The following is a 10,587-nucleotide window of genomic DNA, read 5'->3' on the forward strand; positions in this document are numbered from 1 at the left end:
CAAGACGCGGCTTCGTCTATGAAATCACCGCCCGTGCCCCCGCTCTCGACTGGCGATTGTGGGACTTAACCGAATCCGATTCCTTTGAAATGACTCGCGGTTGCATTCGTAACCTACTGGCTTCCGGCCGACAACGTCTTTTCAGTTGATCGCCGAACGGTCGATCGGGATCACGCAGTCTGCGACGATGCCGTTCTCCCCTTCGGGAGCGCCGGTCCAGCTGGTCCATCCCAGCAAGGCGGGAGCGGAGTCGTCGCCGAGGCGGAGCGGCGGGATGTCGCCGGCCCTGATCAGCAGGCGAATTGACGGCCGATGTTCCAGCCCCGCGGCCAGAACGCAGAGCTGACTGACCACGCGTCTGGCCTCCGACCCGCCGCAAAACGCCTGGATCTGCGCATACGAAACGGGCCCGATCTCGACGATATAGTGATGCTGGACGTCGAGCACCGCGGCGCCGATCATCGCCGACCAGCGGCCGCCGAGCTGGGCCGACTGGCTGCCGATGCCGCTCAGCCGGGACTGCTCCGTTTCGGGGACGGCCATCCAGACCGGGCACGCCTGCACCACCCGCAGCGGCAGGCCCGTCAGATGCCGCAACACCGTCTCGACGCTCGCGGCGCTGCGCCGGGCGTCGGCTAGATGCGGAACCAGCGGCACCAGCGCAGCATCGGACAGATCGAGACGGGCCCGTACCCCCTCCGTCGACAGGCCTGCCACGGAGATCAGCGCACTTGCGACCGGATCGGGCTGCCCCTTGCCGGCCCGCTCGGCCAGTAGCGGCCACGCAAACTTGCGGGCGATACGATAGAAAAAGGAGAGCGCGCGATGGTCGAACAGATTGAGAAAGCGCGCGAAAGCAAAGTCGCGCAGCCGGCGGCGCTGCAATTGCAGTTCGCTATATACCGGCGGCAACGCCGGAGTCGCGCCGGCAAGCCCCAGTACGTTAACGGTGAGCGCGAACTGCTCGCCTCGCGCATCCGCATCTACGACATCGTTCGCCGCCAGCGCCATGCGGTCCGACGCAAGGAATCGGATCGGCTCCTCACCGGGATAGGCGTCCCTGCCGACCTCGGCTTCGCACCCGCTCCGAAGGGCCAGTTGCTCGACGAAGCGCGCCGCCTGGGTCAGCGTGCTCCGTTTCAGGCGCCTCTGGTCGGGGTCGCTCATATCAGCGGCCGGTCGCCGATTCGGGCGGGCCAGGTTTTCCAGACCCCGCTCTCCCGCTGAAGCTTGGCGGAGACGCGCACGAAACTGTTCATCGCACACGCCCCCGCCAGGAAGCGCTCTATCGCAGCGCACAGGAGGAAGCTGCCCGATCCGGACAAGCGCTCGTCATCGATCTCGAGGACGGCATCGATGCCGGCGCACATCGCCGCATGACCATTGATGCGCAGGCGCGCGACGCCGGGGCGGGCACTTACGCCCACCAGCCGGTCGCGCAGATGCCCGCTCTCGGTTGTATCGCCGACGTCATAGAGGGCAAGCATCTCGCGCAACGCTTGGCCCCCGGCGGCTTCGCCGACCAGGCTCAGATGATTGAGCGAGAGCTGACCGATGAGCTTCCAGTTTGCCGAGCGGCGGCGGCCGGGGCGGCGCGTCGGGCTCGGCTTGGTAAGCGCGCTCGCGCCCTTCAATCCAGGCACAGTGCCCGACACGCTCAGATCGGGGCGGCCGCCGCCAAAGGGAAGGCGCGCGGGCAAATCGCGGTTGGTCGCAAGGAGGCGCGCGTTCACCACCGTCGCATCGTCGCGCAGCAAGCGGCCGTCGAGATCGGCGACCGTTAGGAACACATCGTCTCCCCCGCCCGGCCCGAAGCTGGACCGGCGCGAGACCGCGTGAAACATGCGGCCCAGCCGCGGCGAGCCGCGGTCGACCGAGTAGAGCGGCGGCGCATCGATCCTCGTGCCGCTCGCGTCCTGAAGGCTGACCTGCTCGACCGCATAGACTTCGATCGCGTCCTCGCGCCGCGCATCGGGGATGACCCGGTATTCGACGCTGGAATGATCGAGATGGATAGGCTCGGCCTCCGTCTCGAACAGGTTGATGGCGGGACATGCGAACAGTTCGAAGTCGTCCGGACGCACGACGCGCTCGAGCTCCGGCGACAAACGGTCGAAGTAAAGGAAGAGCTCAAGCTGCTGACCGGATAGGTCGAGCGTGCGCGCATCGAGCCCGCCGATTTCGAAGAAGAGATGCTTTTGCGGATAAGCAAAATGCTCCTGCACCAATGCATAGGCGGATCGTGCGACCTTGTTGTGCGGCAGCAGCAGCTCCGATTCTTCGAGGCCAAGGAGACGCAGCGCATCGGGAGGAAGCAGCACCGCACGAGGATCCGCCGGGCTTGAGGCGACGCCGATGCCGAGCAGGTTAGCTCCTAACTGCTCGATCAGGATCTGCGCACGACGAGCATCGCTCTTGATAAACAGGCGGAGACTATCCAAGCCCAGCTTGTCTAGCTCGATATCCGGTTTGGTTGCCGTGAACGTCAGCCGCAGCAGGCCTTTCGCCTGCCCCATGCCCAGGGCGGGCGCGTCGAACGGAGGTCCTCCCATCGCTGCGCCCGAAAGCCGGATCGGCATCAACTGCACGTCGTGGCACAGGGTGTAGCGGCACGGCTCCCCGTCGACCTCTTCGCTGAGCAGTATCCTGCCTGCGGAGATGCGCGTGGGTTTGTCGAGCTCCACTTCCGGTTCCAGCCGGACGACCATCAAGGACGGAAGCGGCTGGATCAAATGGGGATAGAGCGTCAGCAGCAACGCGTCCGACAAGTCCGAATATTCGTCGTCGATCTTGTGCCGAAGCCGCGCGTTCAGGAACGCGACAGCTTCTATGAGCCGGCCGATGTGGGGATCCTCAACCGACTCTCGCGTGAGCCGCAGGCGGGACGCGATCTTGGGATGTGCCTCTGCGAAGGCGCCGGCATTGTTGCGCAGGAACGACAGCTCGCGCTGATAATATTCGATCAGGTCGTCGATCATGCGATCATCCGCTCAGCTCGACCGCGATCGCGCGATCGCTCGGCCGCACGCTGGCGTCGTAGATCACGGTTTCGCGACTGCGCGTCAGCGTCAGCACCGCAGTGATGCGGAAGCGAATGCCCTTCGAGGTCGGCGCGCCATCCACCTCGACCTCGACGGCGGAAAGGCGCGGCTCGTGATCGCGAATGCATTCGGCAACCATCCTCCGGATACGATCGCGCGCGCCAATAGCCGAGAAATCCTCGGTGCTGATGTCTGCCAAACCGAAACCGAGAATGGTTCGACCCAACTCGTCGTCCTGACGCGTGGCCGCCAACAACGGCCGCTTGCTGTTGAGCAGCCCTTCGAGGTCGCGGCGCAGGCCGAGCTTGTACCGGGCCAGCGCGACGTCTTCGGGTTCCGCCTGCTCGACTGCCCGATCCGGATCGTCGTCAATCAGCCGGTCCAGCAGCGAATGAACAAGGACACGCGCCATCAGGCCGCTCCTTCGCGGCCGATTATCGTTGTCAGTCGGAACTCTGACGCGATCTGGTCAAGCTGGTAGTGCGGGCGGATCGCGATCTCGCAGCCATAGGAGCCTGGTTTTTCGGGAAGTTCGGAGACCGCAACACGCGCCTCGCGCAGGGGATAGCGCACGCGCGTTTCCGGCGTGGCGTCGTCGTCGCCGGTGACATAACCGTCCAGCCAATCCTGAAGCAGTCGCTCGCATTGCCCGGCGTCGGTGTATTTGCCGACCCAGTCGCGCGCCATGACCTTCAGATAATGAGCGAAGCGCGAAACGCAGAAAATGTAATTGAGCATGGCGCCCATCTTCGCGTTCATGCGCGCCGCTTCGCTGTCATAGTCGGGCGGGCGGTGAAGGCTGGGCAGGTTGAGGAAGGCCGCCATGCCGGTCAGGTGCATCTGCCGCAGCACGATCAGGCCGGCATCGTTCAGGGCCATTTCCTGTTCCTCGCCGATCGCGTTCTCGACCGAGAAGCGTGCCACCACGCCTTCGCGGTCGCTTGGGAGGAATTGCCGCACAGGCCCATCGACAGTGCCCCCTTCGCCGGGTGGCAGCGTGCCGCGAATGGCCGCCGGCCAGCGGTAGCGCGCCATCGCACGCGCCGCGACATGCGCAAGCCCGAAGGCGCCCGACAGCCACAGCAGATCGCGCGCGCCGTCGACCCGCTCATCATAGACAAAGCCGAGCCGCGGGTGGTCACGGCCGCGATGAAGCCGCCGGGCGAGGAGCCTCGGCATGACCGCGCCCAGAAAGCGGCTGTCGGGGCGCGACCGCAGCCGGTTCCAGCGCGAAAAGGTCGGATCGGCAAAGCCCGCCGCGAGGTCCTGCCTGAGGTCGATCTCGTCGAACCCGTCCATCGCGACGATCCTCGGGTCGACGCCTAGGATGAACGGGCAAAACGCGGCCGCAGCCACTTCCGCTAGGCTCTCCAGCACGGCGACGTCGTCGGTCTTCTCGACCCCACCCACCCGATGCGAGACCGGATGATCGACGATCATAATGCCGAAGGGCTCGCCGCCCGGCGAGCCGAATTCCTGGCTGTACACGAGATCGAAGATCTGACTCTGGTCGAACGCCATCGCCCGTTCCAGATCGCGTGCGATCTCGGTCCAGCGCACGTCGAGCAGCCGGATCCTGACCTGCTGGTCCTCGGCACCCGAGAGGAGCCAGGCGACGCCGCGCCACAGCGATTCAAGCCGCTGAAAGCGCGGATTGTGGAGAATGGCGTCGAGCTGCGCGGTCAGGCGCCGATCAATGCCCGCGATGACGACTGCCGCGCGTGCGACCAGTTCTTCGCGGTCCATTGCCGTCGCCGGCTGATGCTGCGCCGCCGGCTCCTGCGATGGAGGTGGGGCCGGCCGACCGGTGTCGAAAAGAATCGCCGCCCCTGCCATGCCGCCGCAAGCCGATCGGTCAAGCGACCTTCGGTATTCGCGCCACCAGCCGCATGGAGGTCGTCAGCTCCTCGAACTGCAGCCACGGCCGCAGGTGGGCGATCGCCGAATAAGAGCCTGGCGAGCCCTCGACCTCGCGCACTTCGACCCGCGCTTCGCGCAGCGGATATTTGGCACGCGCCTCTTGGCCGGCGCCTTCGGTGGCGTTGACGTAATTGCTGATCCAGCGGTTCAGCCAGCTCTCGCAATCCGACGCTTCCATGAACGACCCGATTTTGTCGCGCGCCATGACCTTCAGGTAATGAGCGAAACGGCTGGTCGCCATGATGTAGGGAAGCCGCGCCGAAATCGCGGCGTTCTCGGTGGCCTCGCGTCGATCGTACTTCTTCGGCTTCTGCGTGGTCTGCGCACCGAAGAAGACGGAATAGTCGGTGTTCTTGTAGTGGCACAGCGGGAGGAAACCGAGGTCCGACAGTTCTTTTTCCCGCCGGTCGGTGATGCCGATCTCCGTCGGGCATTTGGTGTCCAGATCGCCGTCGTCGGACTGGAACACATGGGTCGGCAGGTTAGTCACCTTGCCGCCGCCTTCGGCGCCGCGGATCGCGGTGCACCAGCCATATTGCGCGAACGCGTCGGTCATGCGCGACATCAGCGCGTAAGCCGCGTTCATCCAGCAATAATCGTCGTGATCCATCGCCTGGGGCGCGCCGGCCGCATCGCGCGGCGCTTCCTCATACGCAAACCCCTCGATGGGCTTGGTGTCCTTGCCGTACGGCAGGCGCGCCAGCACACGAGGCATGGCAAGCGTCACGAAACGCGAATCTTCCGTCTGCCGGAAGGAATTCCATTTGGTATAGTCCGCCGTCTCGAACAACTGGCGCAAGTCCATCGGGTTGGACAGCTCGCCGAAACTGTCCATCCCGAACAGCTTCGAGTCGGCAGCCGCGACGAATGGCGTGAAGCCGGCAGCGGCGACGCTCGCGATATTGCCGAGCAATTCGATGTCGTCCGGGTGCTTCGAGAAATAAAAATCCCCCATCAGCGCGCCGAACGGCTGGCCGCCCGGCGTGCCGAACTGCTCTTCGTAGACTTTCTTGTAGAGCTGGCTTTGATCGAAGTCCGTCGCCTTGGAGAGGTCCGCCGCGATTTCCTTCTTGGTCGCATTCAGCATCTGGATTTTCAGCGACTCGCCGATTTCGCTGTTCTTCACCAGATAATGAAGGCCCCGCCAGCTTCCTTCCATCTGCTTGAATTTCTCACCGTGCATGATCGCCGCAAGCTGCTCGGAGATCTGCGCGTCGATCTTCGCGATCGCTTCGCGCAGCGTGACGGTCATGTTCTTCTTGAATTGGACGGTGCCGCTCATCGCCTCGTTGGCGAGCGTCCGCATCAGTTCCTCGACGCGTTGCGGCTCCGTTTGTTTGGTAACGCTGATCGCTTCGTCGAGAAGGCTGACCGATGCCTCGGTGGCAGTCGTCTGCGGGCTGCTTGCCGCCTGGGGTGATGAAGCCATGACGCTTACTCCTTGTTCTCGCCGCTGTCGCCCACGCCCAGCTGCGCCTGCAGCTGGCTAAGCTTGTCCTGATCACCCAGGATTTGCTCGAGGAGGCTCTCCAGCTGCTCCGAACCATCCGCCTTCGCCATAAGATCGCGCAGTTGGTTGCGCGTCTCCATCAGCCGGCGGAGCGGCTCAACTTGTTCGACGATCCGTTCCGGTTCGAAATCCTCCATCGAGCGGAACTTCAGGTTTACCTCGAATTCCTTGCCGTTCTTCTCAAGCGTGTTTTCGACCTTCATCTTCACCGCCGGCTCGATGCGAGCCATCACCTGGTCGAATTTGTCCTTCTTCAGGTCGATGAACTTGCGGTCCTTGAGGCTCTTTTTCGGAACCGCGGAGTCGCCGGAGAAGTCGCCCATCACGCCGACCACAAAGGGCAGCTCCTTGACTTCCTGCGCGCCTTCCGTCTCGACGTCATAGGTGATGTGCACGCGCGGCTTGCGAACGCGCTTCAGCTTGTCATGTACCGAGTCCGCCATTTCTGACCTCCCTCGAGCGCATCGCGCGCCCCCGTTTCAGTTGTCCGTCCGATCGGCCCGTTCTCTTCTATTCCGATTCTTCCCCATACGAAGTGTCGCCATAGGCTTGCTGGCTTGGCGGCCGAATGCCGGAGCGCCAGTAGAAATCGTCGCGCGCCGACTCATCCGGAATCAACTCAGCCAGATAGTCATGAAGGCTCATTCGCGCCCTGCGGTCAACCTCGCGCAGCGTCTGCCCGATTGGAGACAGCGGTTCATGGGTTACGAAATAGTCGGCCGCCATCGAAACGGCGCGCAATGCGTCTTCCCGCCGACCAATCCTGCCGCTCAACATGGCCGCCGAATCGGCTTGCCCGTCGAGCGCTGGACTTTCCCCAGCCTCGGCGGTTGCTGCGGATTCATTTGCAGAGTCCCGCCCGCCGGCCGCTTCCGGAGATTTGGCGATCAGCGACCCGAGCCATTCGCGGATGGCTTGAAGCTCGTCGGAGAGCTTCGACGCAGCCGGAAAGCGCGGCTTGGTCTGCTCGGAAATGAAACCGATCGCGCGGCGCCAGCTCGCCTCCGCCTCGCCAAGCGCCTGGGCCGTGCCTTCCAGATCAGCGCGCGAAATGCGGCGGGCCAGCGCCTCCAGCATTCGGTAGGCGGCGTCCGCCTCGTCGGTCTTGGCGGCTTTCTGGTCGGGAGAGCCGATCTGCGCCGACGCCATCAGCATGTCGGCCTTGACCTTGTCGAGATAACGCAAGCTCTCGCCGCCGGCCCGGCCCAGCTCCATTCGCCGGACGGGCTGGATCAGCGCGCCGTCACGGTCGCTGCTGCCGCCGCTCACGCCCGAAAGTGGCTGAAAGCGCGTCTCCACGCCGTCTTCGTCTTCAGCGGGATAAAGCCCCCGATCCCAGAACGCTTCGACCAGGTCCGCGAGCAAGGTCATCGCCTCGGCCAGGCCCAGCGGTCCATCGATGCGAACCTGCGCCTCAAGGAGCGCCGCCATCGGCTCCAGATCCTTGCCGAAGCGGCTCAGATAATCCTGGGCTTGAGTGCTCAGCCCGTCCCAGTCCAGCCCTTCGTCGGCGGGGCTCTCGCCCATTGCCGCGGCCTGTTCCTGACGGATCAGTGCCTTGCGTTGCGAGCGGATGTCGCGGAGCAGTTCGCCCGCGTCGCCCTCATCCTCGCGGCCATCGATCCCGACCGAATCGTCGATCGGTGCCAGAATTGCCTGCCGGGTTTCCTCGTCGATCAACCAAGCCCCCTGAGCGATCGCACGTAGTTCTCGGGGAAGATTACAGTTTTACGGAACTTGCTCCACTCTTTTTTTTGAGTTGGTCCGTATCTGCGTTATTGTGACGCGATCGCGAGGAGCCGTTCGATGGGCACGCCCGCCTCTAGGCTGACCGACATGCATACTTGCCCGATGGTGACGGGCGTCGTCCCGCACGTCGGCGGACCGGTCTCCGGGCCTTGCGCGCCGACCGTGCTCATCGGCAGCCTGCCCGCCGCCCGCGTGACCGACATGTGCGTCTGCGTCGGCCCGCCCGACACGATCGTAAAGGGCAGCGCTACCGTCATCACCATGAACATGCCACAGGCTCGCATCGGCGACATGACCGCGCACGGCGGCGTGCTGGTGCTGGGGTGCCCGACGGTTATTGTAGGCGGATAATCGCAGCGCGGAACAGGGAGCGTCATGGCCGATATCGACAAGGCAAGGGCAAAGATTCCAGCCCACCAACTGGGAGGAAAACATAGTGCCGCTCAACCTAACATCCACTTCCAGCATGAGCGGGACAAGCGCTTCGTGTCTCAAGCGACCCTCATTCTGCTAAGGAACCTCATGCTAAAGGCGAAAGTGAGCCGTATAGAAATCACATCGACTTACCGCTCTCCCGCTCATCAAGCGCGTGTCATGTACCAGAATTTGAAGCCGAATAAGACGATGTACAAGGAGCACGGGGCAAGGGTAGAGCAGGTTGCGAAAACGATACAGTTTAATGATCGGGTGGCGCCCGGCCTTGCTCATGCCATTAGCATGCTCCCGGGCGTAGAACCGGTTGGGTATACTACGCATTCAAAGGAGCAGATCATCACCTCAATGGCTCATGAGATTGGCCGCTTGGAGGAAAAGCATGGGATAGGGTGCGTGAGCAGACATCAATGCGACCCTTCGAAGTTGAATGTAATCGACATAGCCTCGGAAAGCGTGACTCCTGCTAAAGCACTTCACCACTTCATCGAAGTGTTGACCGCCTCGGTGAGCGTCAGCCGGATCGGACTTCCAAAGGGATCCACGGCCAAGCTGGCCAAGCAATTCGTTGAGACGGGTGCTTGCATCCATCTTGAAGTGCCTCAGGCTTACGAACATCGGCATCTTGACAATGTCGTTTGACGTCCGCGTGTCGCCTTCGGAAATGTAAAGCTTGATTTAGCCATACCATTTCAGTCTCCGCTTACCGTTTCTGTGCAGAAACGGGCTCTGGCCGCAACTGTCCGGCCGCCGAGTTGGAGAGCGAGAGATGAAGCTCCTTCTGAAAAGCACCGCCGCCGCCGCGACTTTGGCCATGCTGGCAACGCCGACCCAGGCCGCGTGCTGGAACCAGGCGACGTTCGAAGCCGCGCAGGTGCGCGAGCTCGAGACGATGCTGATGGTGGGCGCGATGCGCTGCATGCAGGATTCGGCAAACTTTTCCGGCGACTACAATGCGTTCGTTCGCAATAACTCGGAAGCGCTGAAGGGTGCCGGCGAGACGCTGCGCAGCCACTTCGCGTCCGAGTTCGGCCCCGAAGGCCGCCAAGCTTATCACAACTTCGTCTCCGGCGAGGCGGACCGTTTCATGGGCGGCGCCGCGCGGCTGAGCTGCCAGGACCTGGGCACGATCGCGCGCATGGCCGCGAACGCCGGCTCGACTCCCGCGCTGGTGCGCTTCGCCACCGCCGCCGAAGTGCGCCCGGCCGCCCCGGCCAAGCTGTGCAGGGAAGAGGCGTCCTCGGTCATGATTGCCGCCCGGCGCTGAGCACCGCTTCCTAGCTGTTCGGGAAGATCACGGCCCGGAACTGCCCGGTACTCGAGACGATGCCGTATTCGACCTCGTCTGGGCGATCGCCCTGGTTCTGCGTGGCATAGATCAGGCGAATGAATGCCGACAGGCCGGCGTTGGCGGCGAGGTAGCTCTCGATCGCCCGCCACAATTTGCCATTGACCGAGCGCCCCTGGTTGAGCCGGCGCGCCTGGCGGAAATAATTCGGACCTCCTTCGCGGCCGCCTTGCGCATGCGACCAGGCATGACCCTTGTCGGTGTCCTTGCCGGCTGAAGGATATCCGGCATGATAGGCATCGTCCCGGCTATTGGGAGCAACAGTTCGTGAAACGCCCCAGACCAGCACGACACGATCCAGCACCATGTCGTACAGATAGTTCACGGCGCCATCGCTGAAGGTGTAAAGATGGGCCTGCGGCTGGCCAGAGTTCCGGTAGCATGCCCCGGCGTGATCGAGCAGCCGTTCCAGGAATTGCACATCATCGCCGCTCTGACGCCATTCGCCGAGCATATCGGCATAGGCGGAGGCGCCGCTCTTCAGTTCGGGGCTGAGTCCGAACTCCCGGTCAATAATCGCCTCGATGGGCACACTGGACCAGTCGCGCTTCGGTTGAGCCGGAACAGGCATGGAAGCTCCTTCATCA

Annotated in this window: 11 protein-coding genes; 3 read left to right on the forward strand and 8 right to left on the reverse strand. The window is 63.5% G+C overall.

Features of this window, described 5'->3' with window-relative positions; translation table 11 throughout:
* Nucleotides 1-141 precede the first annotated feature (141 nt).
* From tssG to GON01_RS02465, 7 genes are all read right to left on the reverse strand, one after another.
* A complete protein-coding gene (gene tssG, locus GON01_RS02435; protein WP_181600191.1) occupies nt 142-1,167 on the reverse strand; it encodes a type VI secretion system baseplate subunit TssG in 1,026 nt (341 codons plus the stop codon).
* Complete coding sequence (gene tssF / locus GON01_RS02440; RefSeq protein ID WP_157025619.1) at nt 1,164-2,978, reverse strand: type VI secretion system baseplate subunit TssF; 1,815 nt, start codon at nt 2,976-2,978, stop codon at nt 1,164-1,166. The genes tssG and tssF overlap by 4 nt, the downstream gene beginning before the upstream one ends.
* A 4-nt stretch (nt 2,979-2,982) precedes the next feature.
* On the reverse strand, nt 2,983-3,453 hold the full coding sequence (gene tssE / locus GON01_RS02445) for a type VI secretion system baseplate subunit TssE (protein WP_157025621.1): 471 nt from the start codon (nt 3,451-3,453) through the stop codon (nt 2,983-2,985).
* Nucleotides 3,453-4,787: a type VI secretion system contractile sheath large subunit gene (tssC, locus tag GON01_RS02450; RefSeq protein WP_198159759.1), complete on the reverse strand. Its 1,335-nt coding sequence runs from the start codon at nt 4,785-4,787 to the stop codon at nt 3,453-3,455. The genes tssE and tssC (GON01_RS02450) overlap by 1 nt, the downstream gene beginning before the upstream one ends.
* A 109-nt stretch (nt 4,788-4,896) precedes the next feature.
* Entirely contained in the window at nt 4,897-6,390 is a 1,494-nt protein-coding gene (gene tssC, locus GON01_RS02455; protein ID WP_157025625.1) for a type VI secretion system contractile sheath large subunit, read from the reverse strand.
* A gap of 5 nt (nt 6,391-6,395) precedes the next feature.
* Nucleotides 6,396-6,914 (reverse strand): type VI secretion system contractile sheath small subunit, encoded by a 519-nt coding sequence (tssB, locus tag GON01_RS02460; RefSeq protein WP_157025627.1) that lies wholly within the window; start codon nt 6,912-6,914, stop codon nt 6,396-6,398.
* Between the two features lie 67 nt (nt 6,915-6,981).
* Nucleotides 6,982-8,151 carry a type VI secretion system protein TssA gene (locus GON01_RS02465; RefSeq protein ID WP_157025629.1) on the reverse strand — a complete coding sequence of 390 codons (1,170 nt, stop codon included), beginning with the start codon at nt 8,149-8,151 and terminating at the stop codon, nt 6,982-6,984.
* Nucleotides 8,152-8,277: 126 nt separating this feature from the next.
* Between GON01_RS02465 and GON01_RS02470 the strand changes: the two genes are divergently transcribed.
* The 3 genes from GON01_RS02470 to GON01_RS02480 all read left to right on the forward strand — a co-directional run bounded on the left by GON01_RS02470 (nt 8,278) and on the right by GON01_RS02480 (nt 9,919).
* Complete coding sequence (locus GON01_RS02470) at nt 8,278-8,571, forward strand: PAAR domain-containing protein (RefSeq protein WP_157025631.1); 294 nt, start codon at nt 8,278-8,280, stop codon at nt 8,569-8,571.
* Nucleotides 8,572-8,595: 24 nt separating this feature from the next.
* The gene (locus GON01_RS02475) at nt 8,596-9,294 is read left to right on the forward strand and encodes a hypothetical protein (protein WP_157025633.1); all 699 of its coding nucleotides are present in this window, start codon (nt 8,596-8,598) and stop codon (nt 9,292-9,294) included.
* A 127-nt stretch (nt 9,295-9,421) separates the two neighbouring features.
* A complete protein-coding gene (locus GON01_RS02480; protein WP_157025635.1) occupies nt 9,422-9,919 on the forward strand; it encodes a hypothetical protein in 498 nt (165 codons plus the stop codon).
* 10 nt (nt 9,920-9,929) lie between these two features.
* Here the strand turns inward: GON01_RS02480 and GON01_RS02485 are convergent, their stop codons facing one another.
* Nucleotides 9,930-10,571, reverse strand: coding sequence for a hypothetical protein (locus GON01_RS02485; protein ID WP_157025637.1), 642 nt, complete (start codon nt 10,569-10,571; stop codon nt 9,930-9,932).
* Between the last annotated feature and the right edge of the window lie 16 nt (nt 10,572-10,587).

The sequence above is a fragment of the Sphingomonas horti genome (assembly GCF_009753715.1).
Classification (GTDB): Bacteria; Pseudomonadota; Alphaproteobacteria; order Sphingomonadales; family Sphingomonadaceae; genus Sphingomonas_B; species Sphingomonas_B horti.

Bases quoted from the DNA above. Each gene is read 5' to 3' on its own strand.
- tssG (WP_181600191.1), bottom strand. From the start codon at position 1,167: ATGAGCGACCCCGACCAGAGGCGCCTGAAACGGAGCACGCTGACCCAG.
- tssF (WP_157025619.1), bottom strand. From the start codon at position 2,978: ATGATCGACGACCTGATCGAATATTATCAGCGCGAGCTGTCGTTCCTG.
- tssE (WP_157025621.1), bottom strand. From the start codon at position 3,453: ATGGCGCGTGTCCTTGTTCATTCGCTGCTGGACCGGCTGATTGACGAC.
- tssC (WP_198159759.1), bottom strand. From the start codon at position 4,787: ATGGACCGCGAAGAACTGGTCGCACGCGCGGCAGTCGTCATCGCGGGC.
- tssC (WP_157025625.1), bottom strand. From the start codon at position 6,390: ATGGCTTCATCACCCCAGGCGGCAAGCAGCCCGCAGACGACTGCCACC.
- tssB (WP_157025627.1), bottom strand. From the start codon at position 6,914: ATGGCGGACTCGGTACATGACAAGCTGAAGCGCGTTCGCAAGCCGCGC.
- GON01_RS02470 (WP_157025631.1), top strand. From the start codon at position 8,278: ATGGGCACGCCCGCCTCTAGGCTGACCGACATGCATACTTGCCCGATG.
- GON01_RS02475 (WP_157025633.1), top strand. From the start codon at position 8,596: ATGGCCGATATCGACAAGGCAAGGGCAAAGATTCCAGCCCACCAACTG.
- GON01_RS02480 (WP_157025635.1), top strand. From the start codon at position 9,422: ATGAAGCTCCTTCTGAAAAGCACCGCCGCCGCCGCGACTTTGGCCATG.
- GON01_RS02485 (WP_157025637.1), bottom strand. From the start codon at position 10,571: ATGCCTGTTCCGGCTCAACCGAAGCGCGACTGGTCCAGTGTGCCCATC.